Below are 16712 nucleotides of genomic sequence, written 5' to 3'. Positions count from 1 at the left end.
TCCCATGGCGCCGCCCTCCGTTCAACTGAATGGAGATTAGCGGCAATCAGAAGTAATGGTGGTTCAAAGATGGAATGTCTTGGTCTATTTTTGAGACCACTATGCAAAGCCTGCCGCTCAATATGCTCCGTGCCTTCGCGGCCGTTTACGAAACGGGTGGCGTCCGCCCGGCGGCGCGTATGCTGGGTGTCACGCATTCGGCAATAAGCCGGCTCTTGAGAGATCTCGAGGTCTGGATCGACACGCCGATCATCGAACGAAAGCAGGGGCAGCGGCTGATACGCTTCACCGCCGCCGGCGAGGCATTGGGACGCGACCTCGTGAAGTCGTTTTCCGGTATCGAGGGTGCAGTCCAGTCCGTACGGGAAGCCCATCCGCCAAATTCCGTTACGGTCGAAACGACGCCCTCTCTGGCCGCGCGGTGGTTGCTCCCGCGTCTCGGCGATTTCGAAGCGGAATACCCCTGGATAGAACTCTCGGTCATCGTCGATCAACGTATTGGCGATCCCCGCGATCGAGGGGCCGACATCGCAATCCGGATGGGGGGAGGAAAAGCGGCGAAATCACTGGGCGTTCCGTTGATGGACGATGCGCTTTACCCGGTCATGAGTCCGCCATATTGGCGCGCCCTCGGCATGCCGTCAGACATTTCCAAGCTTGCGAAGGGCAAGCTCCTGCATGACCGCGACCCCAACGCATCATGGGCAATGTGGAAAGCGCAATTCGGACCGAACGATCTCGACGTGCGTGCGGGCCCGCGCTTTTCGTCTTCGGATCTCGTGCTTCGTGCAGCCGAGCAGGGGCTTGGAATCGCTTTGGCGCGCGACCGTCTGGTCCGCGAAGCGGTGGCTGCAGGCGCGCTGGTCAGTCCATTCAAGGGCCTGGCGCTGAAACTGCCAGCTGGAATACGCATCATAGTGGCAGAGGAGCGGGCGGATCGGCTGGCGGTGAGAACAACAATCGGTTGGCTGCATGCACAGGCAGCCGAAGGATAAGGCGGTATCCTTTGATATCCCTCAGTCGAACTCCGGACCGCGGGCGCGGTAGGGCTTCACTTCCTTCCACGACAGCATGAGCTTTCGCAGTTCTTCATCCGTGTTCTCGGGCAATGTAACGCGCAGCGTCACCAGAAGGTCGCCGCGTCCACCCGCCTTGTTGGGCAGGCCCTTGCCCTTGAGGCGCATGGTGCGTCCGCCGCTGGAATTTTCCGGCACCTTCAGGTTTACCGCGCCATCGAGCGTCGGCACGCGAACCTTCTCGCCAAGCACGGCTTCATAAAGCGTGACCGGAAGTTCGAGACGCAAATCGTCGCCATCCGCCTTGAACAGCGGATGGGGAACCAGGCGAACCTCGACGATGGCATCGCCCGTGCTGCCGCCGTGCTCGCCGGCGAAGCCCTGTCCCTTCAGGCGTATCTTCTCGCCGTCCGTCGTGCCGGCCGGAAGCTTCACGTCAAGCGTCTTGCCCGTCGGCAAGGCGACGCGCATGGAGCCGCCGTGGGCGAGCTTTTCAAGCGGGACCTTGACGGTGGCGTTCGCATCCTGTCCGCGCTTCGCACGCGGCTGCTGGGCAAAGCCCGAGCGCGCGCCGGCGCCGGCGCCCGCGCCCGACCGCCGCCTGCTGCCGAAGCCACCGAGAATGTCGCCCAGGATATCGTCGAAAGCGCCACCGCCCGACTGATCGAAGCGATAGCCGCGCTGCGCGCCTGCCTTGCGGAAGGCATCGAAGTCGGAAAACCCTTCAAAGCCGTGCGCCTGCTGGAAGCGGGGCTTGCCTTCGGCATCGATTTCGCCACGGTCGAACTGAGCGCGCTTTTCCTTGTCGGCGAGGATGTCATAGGCCTGCGTCGCCTCGGAAAACCGCTCCTGCGCCTTGGGATCGCCCTTGTTCTGGTCCGGGTGATACTTCTTCGCGAGCTTCCTGTAGGCTTTCTTGATATCCGCCTCGCTTGCCGATTTCGGCACGCCAAGGACGGTGTAGGGATCTTTCATCTCGGTTACTGCCATACTTTTCCTCACCCCTGCATATACACCGGTCTGCCACCGATGATCCATATGGGGGTTAGTAGGAATTAATTCCAGACAGGAAATTGTTCAACACGATTGCGGCCCGGCACGGGGCAAAAGGCGGCGGGCCGGCCGGAAATTCAAGCCGCATCAGGACCTTGCGGTTGAGGCATCGTCCTGCACATCATCCTTCGGGCGAAGGTCGACGATCGTCCAGTTGGTGTTGGCGTCCCGGCAGGCAAGACCGGTATAGGCGCGCACGCCGCCGATGGTGTTCGCGGTCGTTTCGAAACGCGAGCATTCCGTGCCGAAGGGAACGCTTTCTTCCTTGAGCGAGATGATCGTTCCAGAATTGCCGCTCACCGGATTGGACCAGGTGAAGGCAGCGGGCCTGGAAACGGAGGTCGGCCCCGCGGCAAGCGCAAAGGCGATCGCCTTGCGATCGTCAACGCCGATGTCCGCATCCGCGGCATTCTGCGCGCCGTCGATCGAGCCGGTAAGATCGAGCGGGGAGGTTACGTCGTCGCTGCCCACGGGCGACGGCATCGATCCGCAGGCCGCGAGCGTGCCGGTGACCGCCACCAAGGCGCCGAACCGCAAGGCGAGCCGAAACCGGCCCGGACGAATTCGAGCGAAACGGAACTGGCGCATCATGCGCTTCGCGGTATAAGTCGATACGAGCATCGGCTAACGGGACCTCCGGGTCCGCAAGGCCGCTTTTCCAGCCTTTTTCTGGCGCCGTGCATTCATGGGAGCCACAATGACGGACAATACCGAGATTCCGGCAGAACTCTTAACAAACGGTAACTTTGCGGAAGCGGAGGATCCGTTTCGGCTGTTCGCCGAATGGCTTGAGGACGCCGGCAAGTCCGAGCCGAACGACCCCAACGCCATGGCGCTTGCCACCGTGGACGAGGACGGACTGCCGAATGTGCGCATGGTTCTCCTGAAGGGCTTCGACGAGGCGGGGTTCGTCTTTTATACGAACCTTGAGAGCGCGAAGGGACGGGAAATCCTGGGCCAGGGCAAAGCCGCGCTATGTTTCCACTGGAAATCGTTGCGCCGGCAGATTCGCGTGCGTGGGGTTGTGGAAAGCGTCTCCGACGAGGAAGCCGATGAGTATTACCGCTCGCGCCCGCGCGGCAGCCGCATCGGCGCCTGGGCATCCAAGCAGTCGCGCCCGCTCGAAAGCCGCTTCGCGCTGGAAAAGGAAGTGGCGCGCTATACCGCGAAATTCGGCTTTGGCGACATCCCCCGCCCCGAACACTGGTCGGGCTTTCGCATCCGCCCCTTGAGGATGGAGTTCTGGCACGACCGCCCATTCCGCCTGCATGACCGGATCGTCTTCAAGCGGGCAACGCCTGAAGGAAACTGGGAGAAAGAGCGGCTTTATCCGTGATCTAAAGCAGCTTGCGCCAGCGGAAGAACAGGAAGGTGAGGAGCACCGACAGCACCATGACGGCGATCGAGAAGGGATAGCCGTAGGCCCAGTGCAGCTCCGGCATGCCTGCGAAATTCATGCCGTAGATGGAGGCGATCAGCGTCGGCGGCAGGAAGATCACGGCAAGAACCGAGAAGATCTTGATGATCTGGTTCTGCTCCAGCGTGACGAGGCCCACAGTCGCGTCGAGCAGGAAATTCAGCTTGTTGTCGAGCGAATCCGCATGTTCGCGGATCGAGTTGATGTCGCGTCCGAGAGACTTGCAGGCCGCCTGCTGCTCCTGAGTCATCGCGATCGTCTTGCGATGTAGCGACAGGAACAAAAGCAGGCGGGACATCGTTGCGCACACGTCATGCATCCTGGCGACCTTGAGCCCGACGTGGCCGATCGCCCTGATCGCGTCCTTGTAATCCTGGCTCTTGCGGACGCTGATCCGGCCTTCGAACACCGTCAGCGACATGGCGTCGAATTCGGCCGATGCCTTTTCCACCTCGTCGGCGGCACGATCGATGATCGCGTCGAGCAGAAGGAACATGGCACCCGGCCCGGTGTGGGGAACGGTGGTGTCGACCTGCGCGCGCTTGGTGCTCATGGCGACGGAAGCCGATTCCCCGTAACGCACGGTAGCGAGGCGACGCGCATTGAGAACGAAGGTGAGCGAGGAAATCCTCAAATCCGGTTCCCGCACGGCCATGGGCATGACCATCGTCATGACAAGCGCCCCGGCCTCCTCGTAGAGCCGCTCCGAGGTTTCGATCTGCGACATTTCCTGTGCGGTGGGAATCCGCGCGCCGATCAGCTTTTCCGCCTTTTCACGCTCCTCGTTCGTGGGCTTGTAAAGGTCGATCCAAAGGGCGGTGGTCGGGATGGGACTTCCTTGCGCGACCTGCACGCGCTCCATTCCTGATGTAGACGGAAGGTAGGCCGTTATCATCACGAATGTCCCCGGCTGCGATTCGGAATGCCTTCACAGTTTCCGCATAAAACAGCCGCTGGGGAAGGGGGGGTTGGCCGGGCGGCCCGCGATGCAGGCCGCCGCGATGAGGTTCGCCGACATAAACACGATTGTCCGACACGCGAAAAAGCCACTACCCGTCACTGCGACCGCAACGCTTCATTGCAAGGCCCGGCGTGGAGGAGGCTTGTCGCAGGAAACCGGCACACGGCATTTTAGAGCGGACGCAAGACGCCCGGAGGCATGCTCAACTAGCCAGGTCCTGTCGCACGGGCGCTCACGCCCGAACGAGATAGCGTTTCAGTGCTTCGACGGTTTCGCCTTCGCCGGCGCTACAGTCTTGCGGCAGAGCGTCGCTGCGGTAATGGCCTGGATGCCGACCGGCTTGTAGAGCTTTTGCAGCTCCGGTCGCGGGCTCTGTGCTTCTGATTTCTTAACTTGCGCACTCATCACTACATTCCGTTGCTTGCCATTTATATGGCGTTGATGTTGCCGCCGAGATTTCGCGGTGCGGGCCGAAGCCTCCATTCCGGTCTGCCGCTGCCGTTACTTCACCGACGGAGCCGTCATATGACGGTGTGCCTGCACACATCGTGTGCAATCTTGGCAAATGTAAGGATGACGCCGACCTTTGCGCCGGCGCCAGTCACAATGTTTATCGCATTGTTACAATTCGGTATTTCCTGACGGTTAACAGAGCAAAAGACCCGCCCTGTTACGGGCGGGCGGCAATCGGTTGCCCAAAAGGAGAATTCAGGAAAAACAGATTCTTATACTTTGCGAAGTCCGTTCCGCGTAACCGTCGCCTCGGTGTCGTCCAGCGCCTTTTCCAGGCTGTCGAACAGCTGCGACAGTTCGTCACTTGTGATGATCATGGGCGGACAAAGAGCAATCGTGTCGCCGATCGCGCGCAGGATCGCGCCGTGGTTTTCCAGATGCTTGGCGCAAATGCCGCCGACACCGTGATTCGCGGCGAAGGGGCGTTTCGTCGTCTTGTCCGCCACGAGCTCCACGCCGCCGACCAGCCCCTTGAAGCGCACTTCGCCGACGAGAGGGTGATCGCGCAGGCGCTCCAGACGTTCCTGGAACTGCGGCGCTAGCGCACGAACGCGGGAGAGGATATCGCGGCTCTGGTAGATCTCTATCGCCTTGACGCCAAGCGCACAGCCGAGCGGATGCCCGCCATATGTGAAGCCGTGGCCGAAGACGCCTATCTTCGCCGATTCCTCGACGAAGGCCTGGTAGAGCTCTTCGGAAATCATCACGGCGCCAAGCGGGGCGTAGGCCGAGGTAAGCTGCTTCGCGACGGAAACGGTGTCCGGGGCAATGCCGAAGGTCTCTGAGCCCCACCAGTTGCCGGTACGCCCGAAACCGGTAATCACCTCATCGGCGATGAAAAGGATATCGTGCTCCGCAAGCACCGCCTGAACGGCCTCGAAATACCCGGCTGGCGGAACGATGACGCCGCCCGCGCCCATGATCGGTTCTGCGATGAATGCCGCGATCGTCTCCGGCCCCTCGCGTGCGATCAGCTCCTTCAGGCTGCGCACCGTGCGGGCGGTAAATTCCTCCTCCGTTTCCCCAGGCTCGCCGAAGCGGTAGTAGTGCGGGCAATCGGTATGCAGGATCCGGTCGACCGGAAGGTCGAAGTCTCGGTGGTTGTTGGGAAGGCCGGTGAGGGAAGCGGAGACGATGGTGACGCCGTGATAGGCCTTCTGGCGGGAGATGATCTTCTTCTTCTCAGGCCGGCCACGGGCGTTGTTGTAATACCAGGCAAGCTTTACCTGGGTGTCGTTGGCTTCCGAACCCGATGAGGTGAAGAACACCTTGGAAGCCTCGAACGGGGCGATCTCTTTCAGCTTTTCGGCAAGCTCGATCGCCGGCTCGATGCTCTTTCCCCCGAAAAGGTGATAGTAGGGAAGCCGGTCGAGCTGTTCCCTGGCGGCTTCTATCAGCTCCTTGTCGCCGAAGCCGAGGCCGGCGCACCAGAGCCCGGACATGCCCTCGATATATCGCTTTCCCTGCGTATCGTAGACAAAAACACCCTCGCCGTGATCGAGTACAAGCGGTCCCGTTTCGCGCAGCTTGTGCAGCGGCGTATAGGGGTGAAGAAGGGCTTCCACGTCGCGCGTCTGCACGTTGGTCAGCGGCATTTTCCATCGTCCTTTTGATGAATGATGAGGAGGTTCAGCCTTCGGCAGGTTCGTCCACGTAAATCTCGCGAAGGTCCTCCGGCAGTTCCTCCAGCGGATCGATCTGCTCCTCGCCGTCCAGTTCCTCCGCACCCGGCACGGGTTTGGCGCTTGGCGGAGGCGGCGGCCCGATGCGTTCCTCGTAGGGAACTTCGGAAAGGAGCGGCAACTCGGGCGGCGGGGGCGGCGCTTCCTCATCTTCGGAAACGGGCTCGAGCGCGCCGAACGCTTCAAGCAGCACGGCATCGAGCTCTTCCTGGAACATGCGGATCCGCTCGGCATTGGCACCCAGATCATGTTCGCCGACAAGCGACGCGGAACGCACGTCAAGCCGCGCTCCGAAGGGATCGGGCTCGATGCGGACGGCCAGATAATCCGTGAAGCCGAAAAGCAGCGTTCGCACTTCCGCCTGGATGCGGCTCGGCACATCGCGCAGGTCGGGAGGGATTTCGGACGTGATCGGCCAGCCGTTCCTTTCCAACACCTGACGTGCGGCGGTGTGAAGCTCCTCGGGCATGACACGGAAACGACGCGGAACGAGATCGGAATAGGCCTCGCGCTGCAACTGCCTGTCCGCCTTGTCCGGTTCGGGCCTGTCGTAGTCCACGAGCACCGGCGGATTTTCAATGTCGGTGCTGATGTCGGCAAGCTTGGGATAGGTGACGAGGCCATAGAGCCCGAAGGCGAGCGGCACGAGCGCGATACCGCCGTAAACAACGCCGCGTACCGCAGCGCTCCAGCCGACGCCGCCTTTTTCCCACAACGAAACGAGCGCGATCAGGCCGGCGACGAAGGCGGCAATGCCGAGCGCGAAGCCGAAGGCCATGACCGGCAGAAGCTCGATATCCGAAATCAGGCCCGCGCGATGGGCAAGGGCGGCAATCACCAGCACAGGCACGGCGAAAAGACCGGCGCGGTAACTGATCCGCGCCGTCCTCGGCCGGCGAATGGGAATGTGCTTGTGCATGCTCCGCCCGTGCGAACGACTGCCCGACGCTCCTGCAAGCAGGCCGCTCGACAGGGAACGCCGTGGCATCGCGACCGTTTAGCACGTTCGAGCCTCAGGCAGGAAGCCTTCGAATCTACTCCGGGAATGAATAATCCGAGAATTGCTCGCGCAAGGTCGTCTTCTTGATCTTGCCTGTTGCCGTATGCGGGATTTCGGCCACGACGACAACGTCGTTCGGCATCCACCATTTGGCGATCCTGCCTTCCATGAAGGCAAGCACATCCGCCTTGTCGGGCGATTTTCCCTCACGCGGGACGATGACGAGCAGGGGTCGCTCGTCCCACTTGGGATGCTTCACGCCGATTACGGCGGCTTCCGCGACGTCCGGATGCCCGACGGCGATATTTTCAAGATCGATCGTCGATATCCACTCGCCACCCGACTTGATCACATCCTTCGCGCGGTCGGTGATCTGCATGTAGCCGAACTCGTCGATGTGGGCGACGTCGCCGGTGTCGAAATATCCTTCCTCGTCGAGAATGTTCCCGCCGTCGCCCTTGAAGTAGGAGCTTGCGACTCCCGGTCCGCGAACCTTCAGCCGGCCGAAGGTCTTGCCGTCCCAAGGCCGGTAATTGCCCTCGTCGTCGGTTATCTTCATTTCCACGCCGAAGGGGGCATATCCCTGCTTTTCCTGAAAATCGAGAAGCGCGTCTCCCGTAAGCCTCGCCACTTCCGGCTTCAGCGTGCAGACCGTGCCGAGAGGGCTCATCTCCGTCATGCCCCAGGCGTGCATGACGTGGACATCGTAGACGGTCTCGAATTTCTCGGTCATGGCGCGCGGGCAGGCAGAGCCGCCGATTACCACGCGCTCCAGCCAGGGGAGCGTCTTTCCGGTCGTCTCAAGATATTGCAGCAGCATCAGCCAGACCGTGGGAACGGCGGCGGTGAGTGTGACGCGCTCGCTATCCAGCAGTTCCCAGATCGCCTCCCCGTCCATCCGCGCACCGGGCATGACCATCGCCGAGCCGTTGAGCGGGGAGGAAAAGGCGAGCGACCAGCCGTTGGCGTGGAAGAGGGGCACGACAGGCATGACGCGGTCGCGCGCGGAAAGGCCCAGCATGTCGGGCAGGCTCGCCATCATGGCATGGAGAACGTTTGAGCGATGCGAATAAACGACGCCCTTGGGATTCCCCGTCGTGCCGGAGGTGTAGCACATTCCGGCGGCGGCACGTTCGTCAAGCTCCTTCCAGGAGAAATCGCCATCGACTTCGGCCAGCCATTCTTCGTAAGGGACAGCGGGAAGTGAGGTCTCCGGCATGTGTGCCGCGTCGCTCAGCACGACGACGAGTTCTATCGTCTTCAACCGGGGCCAGATACTCTCCAGGAGCGGTACGAAGGTTGAATCGACCAGGATCAGCCGGTCTTCGGCATGATTGACGATCCATGCGATCTGATCGGGGAAGAGACGCGGATTGACGGTGTGGTAGACGCCGCCGACGCCCATTATTCCGTACCAGGACTCCATGTGGCGCCATGTGTTCCAGGCAAGTGTCGCCGCGCGATCGCCTTCTTTCAGGCCCCACTTTTCCAGCCGCTTGGCAAGCTGCAGGGCGCGTGCGCGCATGTCGCGATAGGTTATGCGGTGGATTTCGCCCTCGACGCTGCGGGAAACGATGTCCCGGTTCGGATGCTGCAGAGCGGCGTGATCCAGAATGCGATTGCAGGTGAGCGGCCAGTCCTGCATCAGGCCCGGCATGGCGGGTGAAGGCATGGGCAGTCTCCTCCGGAAGGCCGGCCTCGATTTGGTGAGACCCTGTTTTTTCAGAATCTATGTGCCGAAGGAGAAATATGTCCAGTGCGTCGGTTTCCTATATCCTCAAGCTCTCGATCCAGAAGCAGCCATCCGTGAGGCTGTCGGCCACGTGATCGGCGTGAGGCTCAAGAATATCGCGGCCGATGGTGCCGGTGGTGAGGGCAAGCGTGCGTGTGCCCGCCGCCCGGCCGGCATGCATGTCGTGCAGGCTGTCGCCGACCATGACGACTTCGCCGGGCGCAACGCGGGCCGCATCGCAGAATGCGCGGACCATGCCCGGTCCCGGTTTCGCGCCATGTCCGCTGTCGTAACCGAAGACATGGGGGAACCTGTCGGTGATGCCCATTGCCTGCAACTGCGCCCTGGCGGACACCTCCGCATCGTTGGTGGCGATGCCCAGAACGATCTGGTGCCCGGCGAGGCGGTCAAGCACGTGGATGAGGTCCTCGAACGGCGAGACATGATCGAGACTCAGGCGGCCGAGGCTCTCGTCCATCTCCCTCAAGAAGGCTTCGCTGTCGGACAGCCCGAGAATCTCGACCCAGGCATCGACAAAATCGTCGTTCGTCCCGGCGACCGCGCATGAACCCGGCAGGAAAGCGCGGTTTTCAAGGTCGTATTCGCAAGCCTCGCTCAGGCGCAGCATTTGCGCCTCGTCATTTCCGCTCACCTCTTCGATCAGGGCGCGGAACGTCGGTGCCCATGTCTTGTCGAAATCGATGAGCGTACCGTCCTTGTCGAAGAGGACCGCGCTGATGGTCATGCCGATGAAAAGCCTCTCAAATAAGATAAGTCCCGGATCGATATCAGATACGGCAATCGCCCCGGATAAAATTCTGTTTCATTTGGTATCATTGGTATCAAACGAGGCGATATTGCGCACCGATGGCGACCGGGCCATCAGTTGCGACCTTGCCTTCCTCAACCAGTGCTTCCATCTGCGCCAGGACCGAAAGGGCGGCGGCCTTGTGCAGGCGCTTGTCCACCGAGGCGTAGATTTTCTCCACCATCTCCGGAATGTAGCGATCTCCGGCGGCAAGCCGGCGCAGGATTGCCGCCTCGCGCTGGTGGCGATGGGCCTTCAACCCGCGCAGGTATCGCTGCGGCTGGTTTACCGGACCGCCGTGGCCCGGATAATAGATACGCTCGTCACGCTCCATGAGCTTGCCCAGAGAGGCCATGTAATCGCGCATCGAACCATCGGGCGGGGCGACGATGGACGTCGACCAGGCCATGACGTGATCGGCAGAAAAAAGGACGTTCCCCTCGTCGAGGGCGAAGCAGAGATGGTTCGCAGTATGACCGGGCGTTTCTATCGCGGTGAGGGTGAACCCATCCACTGCGATCGTATCGCCGTCCTTCATCGCACGGTCCGGCGAGTGTTCGCTGTCCGAACTTGCATCGAGCGGATTAATCTCGCCTTCTAGGAGCGCCCGTGCGGCGCGATGAGGGGTGCAGCCGAGGATCGGCGCGCCGGTCAATGCCTTCAGCAGGCGCGCTGCCGGCGAATGATCGCGGTGGGTGTGAGAAACGAGGATGGCCTCGATGGACGCTTGCCCGGCGGCCGCGAGAATATCCGAAACGTGGGCTTCATCTTCCGGACCCGGATCTATGACGGCAATCCGTGAGCGGCCGACGAGATAGGTATTCGTGCCGTGAAATGTGAACGGGCTCGGATTGCGCGCGGTGATGCGGCGGACCGCATCGCTCAAACCGACCGCCTCGCCATGCCGGGGGTCGAAATCCCGTTCGTGGACCAGATCGCTCATGACAGTCTTTCGTTCGGACGGATCGGAATTCCTTTACCCGCCGATCCGCGAAAATAACTTCATCGTGACTTGGGCCATCGAGGCGGCGAAAGCAACCGTAATCGCTTGTTTTCGTAGCGATGAAAATTTTTCGGCCGCTTGAAAAGTTGCTATTGCTTTTGCGAACCATTTGCAATTACGATGCGTGCAGCAGGGCGAAAACCCACCGACCGAACGCGGAGATATGTGCATGGTGTTGGGACGACGAGCTTTTTTGGGGACGTTGCTGGCGATCGCCAGCGCGGCGATCCTTGCGGTATCGCCGGTGAAGGCCGCGGAAAAGCTGAATATTGTCACCACGGTGGGCATGATCGGAGATGCCGTCCAGCGCATTGGCGGAGACCGCGTCGAGGTTACAAACCTGATCGGCGAGGGGGTCGACCCGCACTCATACTGGCAGACGCGCTCGGACGTGGTGAAGATGGGTCGGGCCGACGCCATTTTCGCCAACGGCCTTTATCTGGAAGCGCAGCTCGAGGAGCTTCTTCTGAAGCTGAAGGAACGCAAGCCCGTCATTTTAGCCGCCGAAGTGATCCCGGTCGAGGAAAGACGCGCAAGCGAAACCTACAAGGACCGCTTCGATCCTCACGTGTGGATGAGCCCGAAACTCTGGCGCCAGGTGGTTGTCGGAATTCAGGCATCGCTTGGCGAACTCGACCCCGAGGGGAAGGCGACCTTCGGGGAAAACGCCAGGGTCTATCTGGCGGAGATGGACCGTCTTCATGCCTACGCCAGCGAAGTCATAGCAAGCATACCCGAAGAGCAGCGTATTCTCGTTACCGCGCATGACGCCTTCGGTTATCTCGGCCGCGACTACGGCATCGAAGTGCTTGGCGTGCAGGGTATCTCCACCCAGAGCGAGGCCGGTCTGCAGCGCGTCGAGGAACTTGTGAACCTCATCGTCAGCCGGGATGTCGGCGCCGTCTTCGTGGAATCCTCGGTATCCGAACGCAATGTGAAAGCGCTCGTCGAAGGTGCCGCGGCGCAAGGCCATGAGGTGAAAATCGGCGGACAGCTCTTTTCCGACGCCATGGGTGCGCCCGGCACTTATGAAGGAACATACGTCGGCATGATCGATCACAACGTGACGCGCATAGCGCTAGCGCTCGGAGGTGATGCGCCCGAACGCGGCATGGACGCCAAATTGGGGGCAGGTCTGTGACGGGTATGGCGAAAAAGACCGGCGGGAGCTTCCTGAAGGAAGCAGGGCGCGGCCCGGCGCTGGATGCGAAGAGCCCCTTCGCGGTATCGGGCCTGACGGTTGCCTACGACCGCAAGCCCGTGCTCTGGAATGCCGGATTTGCGGCACCTGAAGGTGAACTGACGGCGATCGTCGGGCCGAACGGAGCGGGCAAATCCACCTTTCTCAAGGCCTCTCTCGGCCTGATCCCGAAGCTTTCCGGCGAGGTGGCCGTATTCGGGCGGCCGATCGACGAAGCGCGCGGCGACATCGCCTATGTACCGCAACGCTCCTCGGTTGACTGGGATTTTCCTGCGACCGCGCTCGACGTCGTCACGATGGGGCTTTACCGGCGGATCGGCTGGCTGCGATGGCCCGGACGACGCGACAAGGAACGCGCGCGCGAAATGCTGGCGCTTGTCGGCATGGAAGCTTTCGCCGACCGGCAGATCGGCCAGCTTTCCGGCGGCCAGCAGCAGCGCGTGTTCCTCGCCCGCGCGCTTGCGCAGGACGCGAAGGTCTATCTTATGGACGAACCCTTCGCGGGCGTCGATGCCGCAACGGAGCGGGCGATCGTCGACGTTTTGAAGAAACTTCTTGCCGAGGGCAAGACCGTGCTCGTCGTCCATCACGACCTCGAGACCGTGCCGGTCTATTTCTCGCATGTCCTTTTCCTGAACGGCGGCACCGTCGCTTCCGGCCCGGTGACGGAAACCTTCACAGCGGAAAACCTGCAGAAGACCTACGGCGGGCGGCTTGCGGCAACGCAGCTTGCCGCGCTCCACGAAGCGGCGGGCATGAAGACTTGATGCGGCCATGACCTTCCTTGAAAGTTTCCTCGGCGCGCTGACGCTCAATGCCGGCTACAACACGGCGGTCGTCTCCATCGGTGCCGCCCTTCTCGGCGCGGCAAGCGGGGCTGTCGGTGCCTTCGTGCTGCTGCGCAAGCGCTCGCTCGTTTCCGACGCCATGAGCCATGCGACGCTGCCGGGCGTGGTGATCGGTTTCCTCGCTGGCGTGTGGCTGCTCGGCGATGGCCGTTCACTGCCGCTGCTGCTCGCAGGCGCGGCCCTGACCGCCGGCATCGGCATGATCTCGGTCGACTGGATCAAGGCCAATACGCGCCTTACCGAAGACACGGCGATCGGCACGGTGCTTTCCACCTTCTTCGCGCTTGGCATGGTGCTTTTGACGGTGCTGCAGTCGCTTGCGACCGCAGGCCAGGCGGGCCTCAGCGGCTTCCTGCTCGGCTCGACGTCAGGCATGCTTTCCTCCGAAGCGATGACGATTGCCATCGCCGCGGGCGTGGTGGCGTTGATCGTGCTGGCACTCTTCAAGGAATTCGCGCTTCTTTGTTTCGATGAGGATTTCGCCGGCAGCACGGGCCTTGGCGTGCGCAGGCTGGATATCGCGCTGCTCACGCTGCTTCTAGCTGTCGTGGTGATCGGGTTGAAGACGGTCGGGCTCGTGCTGGTGATCGCGCTTACCATAATCCCGCCGGTCGCAGCCCGCTTCTGGACCGAACGCGTGTCGCGATTCGTGCCGATTTCGGCGGCGATCGGCGCGGCAGGCAGTTACGCCGGCGCCTGCCTTTCCGCAAGTGCGCCGGATCTGCCGACGGGGGCGCTGATCGTTCTCATTCTCTTCGCGCTCTTCGTCATATCCATGCTGGTCTCGCCCGTGCGGGGGCTTCTTTCGGCGCTTCTTCGCCACCGCCGCTTCCAGAAGATCGTGCACTTGCGCCAGGGCCTGCTGGCGGTGGCGCATGACGAGCCGATCCTGGAGCCGATCACGCGCAAACTCCTGATCCGGCGAGGGTATGTGAGCGGTGATATGCGCCCGACCGAAGCCGGATGGTCGGCGGCACGGCGGATCGACCGCGACCAGGCGCTCTGGAACCTGTGGCGCGAGGAATACCCGGACGAGGCGCATGCGCTTGCCGACTGGTCCCTGAAGCCTATCGACGAGGTGCTTTCGCCCGACATGGTGGCCGATCTTGAAACGCGGCTTGCACCGCATGACGCGGCAAGGGCCGCGGGAGGTGCCGCGTGAGCGCCGATATTTTCCTGCAGTTCGACTTTCCCTCGATCCTGCTTGGCAGTCTCGCAGCACTTTGCTGCGGCCTTCTCGGCAATTTCCTGGTGCTGCGGCGGCAAAGCCTGATGGGCGATGCCATCAGCCATGTCGTGCTTCCCGGTATCGTGCTCGGCTTTCTGATCACGGGCACGGTGGATTCATTGCCTATGATGCTGGGGGCGGGATTTGCAGCGCTCGTCTCCGTCGGGCTGATCGAACTCGTGCGCCGGCTTGGCAAGGTGGAGCCGGGGGCGGCCATGGGCGTCGTCTTCACCTCGATGTTCGCAGCCGGCGTCCTGCTTCTGGAGCAAACGGGCGCGGCCGGCGTGCACCTTGACGTCGAACACGCGCTCTACGGAAACCTGGAAAGCGCGATCTGGCTGGAGGCGAGCGGATGGGGCGACCTGCTGCGGCCCGAAATCCTTGCCGCGCTGCCGGTATCCGTGCTGCGGCTCGTCGTCGTGAACATGGCGGTGATCGCTTTCATTCTGGCTTTCTACAAGGAACTGAAGCTTGTCAGCTTCGACCCTCTCTTTGCCGACACGCTGGGCATATCCTCTCGCTTCGTCGGCACGCTGCTGATCGTGATGGTGGCGGTGGCGGCGGTTGCGGCATTCGACGCGGTCGGATCGATCCTGGTGATCGCCATGTTCATCTGCCCGGCGGCGACGGCGCGCCTTCTCACGGACAGGCTATCCACCCAACTTATACTTTCCGGCATCGTCGCGTTTTCAAGCGGCATCGTCGGGTATGTATTCGCCGCATTCGGCCCCGCCTGGATCGGCTATGACATGAGCGTGTCCGCTGCCGGAATGATCGCGGTGGTGGCCGGAATTATCCAGGTCGTGGCAATGATCTTCGCACCGCGCTACGGCGTGATCGCGAGGCGTCGCCTGCAACGCGCCTGATACGGCCCGAGGCGACTGGACGGCATCCCGGAACTGTTCGATAGTACCGTTGCGGCATTAAGGCCGGATCAGTTTCTGGAGGCGCAAGGCGTGTCGGACATCTGGGTGAACTATCGCGCGACGGTGAGCTGCGACGGCAAGGTCGAAACCATCCCCGTGCAGGCGATGAGCGAGCACGAGGTTGCCGATCACGCGCGGATCATGGCCGGCTTCGAGCTTGGCTGGAACCCCGCCGACGTCAAGATCGTCTCTTTCGAGCCCGACCCGGACGGCAAGCTGGAACACGGACACATCCACACCTTCGATGTGTCGGTCCGTCCCGAAGGCGGCGAGCCGGAGACGTTTCGCCTGAAGGCTCGCGATGCGGATTGCGCGGAAGGTCTTGCGGTTCTGCATTGCGCCGACAGGACGGGCCTCGATCCGCGTGAAGTGGATGTTTTGAACGTCGTTCCCGTCTGACCGCAGATCTTTCGCAATCGACCGTCCGATTGTTTGCGAGTGAATATTTTAGGTTTAAACTATCGCATATGAAACGAATTCCTTGACAGGGGGCGCAAGCCTCCTGCACTCCATTGGCCGGCAATCGACTATCTGGAGGAGCGGGCGATGACGGACTGTCTTATCGAAGAGCGGCCGGAGCCAGGGGTTCTTCTCCTGAAGATCAACCGCCCGGAAGCGCGCAATGCGCTGAACACGCAAGTGCGGGTCGCGCTTGCCGAAGCCTTGAGCCGCGCAGAGACCGACCATGATGTCCGCGCCGTGGTTATCACGGGCGATACCACAACCTTCGCCGCCGGGGCCGACATCACCGTGGTCGCGGAAGAAACGCCGATGGGCATGTACCGCCTCGCGTTTCACAAGCTGTGGCAGGTGGTCGCCGATTTTCCGAAGCCGATGATTGCCGCCGTCAATGGTTATGCGCTCGGCGGTGGCTGCGAACTGGCGCTGCATGCCGATATCATCATCGCCGGCGAGGGTGCGCAATTCGGCTTGCCCGAGGTAAAACTCGGCATCATGCCGGGAGCGGGCGGCACGCAGCGGCTCGTGCGCGCAGTCGGCAAATACCGCGCGTTCCGCCTTCTCATGACGGGCGACATCATCGACGCGGAAACCGCCGCCGAATGGGGGCTGGTATCGGAACTTGCCGCCGATGACGAAGTGCTTGAAACGGCCGTAAAAATGGCGGTGAAGATCGCGCGCCTGCCGCCGATCGCGCTCGAGCACATCAAGGAAACCGTGCTGCTTGGCGCAGACCTGCCGCTGCAATCCGCTATCGCGCTTGAGCGCAAGTCCTACCACATGCTGTTCGACACGGCGGACCAGAAGGAAGGCATGTCCGCCTTTCTCGACAAGCGCAAGCCGCATTTCCGCGGCGAATGACATC

17 protein-coding genes are annotated in these 16712 nt (G+C 61.9%); 8 read left to right on the top strand and 9 right to left on the bottom strand.

The genetic code is table 11. From position 1 onward, the window contains the following. The first annotated feature begins 101 nt into the window (after positions 1-101). Positions 102-995 (top strand): LysR substrate-binding domain-containing protein, encoded by an 894-nt coding sequence (locus GR183_RS13885; protein ID WP_160776233.1) that lies wholly within the window; start codon positions 102-104, stop codon positions 993-995. Between the two features lie 21 nt (positions 996-1016). Here the strand turns inward: GR183_RS13885 and GR183_RS13880 are convergent, their stop codons facing one another. Together GR183_RS13880 and GR183_RS13875 are read right to left on the bottom strand one after the other, a co-directional pair. Then, on the bottom strand, positions 1017-1991 hold the full coding sequence (locus GR183_RS13880; protein WP_160776339.1) for a DnaJ C-terminal domain-containing protein: 975 nt from the start codon (positions 1989-1991) through the stop codon (positions 1017-1019). A gap of 165 nt (positions 1992-2156) precedes the next feature. Beyond that, positions 2157-2690, bottom strand: a complete 534-nt coding sequence (locus tag GR183_RS13875) for an RT0821/Lpp0805 family surface protein (protein WP_202396087.1) — start codon at positions 2688-2690, stop codon at positions 2157-2159. A gap of 76 nt (positions 2691-2766) precedes the next feature. On the opposite strand from GR183_RS13875, the gene pdxH reads away from it, so the two are divergent. Continuing rightward, entirely contained in the window at positions 2767-3405 is a 639-nt protein-coding gene (pdxH, locus tag GR183_RS13870; RefSeq protein WP_160776232.1) for a pyridoxamine 5'-phosphate oxidase, read from the top strand. A gap of 1 nt (position 3406) precedes the next feature. On the opposite strand, the gene GR183_RS13865 is transcribed toward pdxH, so the two are convergent. The 7 genes from GR183_RS13865 to GR183_RS13840 form a co-directional block, all read right to left on the bottom strand. Next, complete coding sequence (locus GR183_RS13865; RefSeq protein ID WP_244313753.1) at positions 3407-4348, bottom strand: magnesium transporter CorA family protein; 942 nt, start codon at positions 4346-4348, stop codon at positions 3407-3409. A 354-nt stretch (positions 4349-4702) separates the two neighbouring features. After that, on the bottom strand, positions 4703-4852 hold the full coding sequence (locus GR183_RS21680; protein WP_202396086.1) for a hypothetical protein: 150 nt from the start codon (positions 4850-4852) through the stop codon (positions 4703-4705). Between the two features lie 320 nt (positions 4853-5172). After that, entirely contained in the window at positions 5173-6555 is a 1383-nt protein-coding gene (locus tag GR183_RS13860; protein WP_160776230.1) for an aspartate aminotransferase family protein, read from the bottom strand. Between the two features lie 34 nt (positions 6556-6589). Then, positions 6590-7561 carry a DUF1499 domain-containing protein gene (locus GR183_RS13855; RefSeq protein ID WP_160776229.1) on the bottom strand — a complete coding sequence of 324 codons (972 nt, stop codon included), beginning with the start codon at positions 7559-7561 and terminating at the stop codon, positions 6590-6592. A 115-nt stretch (positions 7562-7676) separates the two neighbouring features. Further along, positions 7677-9299: a long-chain-fatty-acid--CoA ligase gene (locus tag GR183_RS13850; RefSeq protein WP_160776337.1), complete on the bottom strand. Its 1623-nt coding sequence runs from the start codon at positions 9297-9299 to the stop codon at positions 7677-7679. 112 nt (positions 9300-9411) lie between these two features. After that, complete coding sequence (locus GR183_RS13845; RefSeq protein ID WP_160776228.1) at positions 9412-10119, bottom strand: HAD family hydrolase; 708 nt, start codon at positions 10117-10119, stop codon at positions 9412-9414. 97 nt (positions 10120-10216) lie between these two features. Next, complete coding sequence (locus GR183_RS13840) at positions 10217-11125, bottom strand: MBL fold metallo-hydrolase (protein WP_160776227.1); 909 nt, start codon at positions 11123-11125, stop codon at positions 10217-10219. 253 nt (positions 11126-11378) lie between these two features. Here GR183_RS13840 and GR183_RS13835 point away from each other — a divergent pair, with 253 nt between their 5' ends. The 6 genes from GR183_RS13835 (at position 11379) to GR183_RS13810 (ending at position 16708) form a co-directional block, all read left to right on the top strand. Then, positions 11379-12326 (top strand): metal ABC transporter solute-binding protein, Zn/Mn family, encoded by a 948-nt coding sequence (locus tag GR183_RS13835; RefSeq protein ID WP_244313735.1) that lies wholly within the window; start codon positions 11379-11381, stop codon positions 12324-12326. Positions 12327-12331: 5 nt separating this feature from the next. After that, positions 12332-13153: a metal ABC transporter ATP-binding protein gene (locus GR183_RS13830; protein WP_160776225.1), complete on the top strand. Its 822-nt coding sequence runs from the start codon at positions 12332-12334 to the stop codon at positions 13151-13153. Positions 13154-13160: 7 nt separating this feature from the next. Beyond that, positions 13161-14396, top strand: coding sequence for a metal ABC transporter permease (locus tag GR183_RS13825; protein ID WP_160776224.1), 1236 nt, complete (start codon positions 13161-13163; stop codon positions 14394-14396). Then, a complete protein-coding gene (locus GR183_RS13820; RefSeq protein ID WP_160776223.1) occupies positions 14393-15328 on the top strand; it encodes a metal ABC transporter permease in 936 nt (311 codons plus the stop codon). Before GR183_RS13825 ends, GR183_RS13820 begins: the two co-directional genes overlap by 4 nt. A 90-nt stretch (positions 15329-15418) precedes the next feature. Further along, on the top strand, positions 15419-15787 hold the full coding sequence (locus tag GR183_RS13815; protein WP_160776222.1) for a hypothetical protein: 369 nt from the start codon (positions 15419-15421) through the stop codon (positions 15785-15787). Between the two features lie 147 nt (positions 15788-15934). After that, positions 15935-16708, top strand: a complete 774-nt coding sequence (locus tag GR183_RS13810; RefSeq protein WP_160776221.1) for an enoyl-CoA hydratase-related protein — start codon at positions 15935-15937, stop codon at positions 16706-16708. Positions 16709-16712: the final 4 nt, after the last annotated feature.

The sequence above is a fragment of the Stappia sediminis genome (assembly GCF_009826895.1).
GTDB classification, from domain to species: domain Bacteria; phylum Pseudomonadota; class Alphaproteobacteria; order Rhizobiales; family Stappiaceae; genus Hongsoonwoonella; species Hongsoonwoonella sediminis.
Note: the sequence above shows the minus strand (reverse complement) of the source record. Positions and strands in the feature narration are given on the sequence as shown.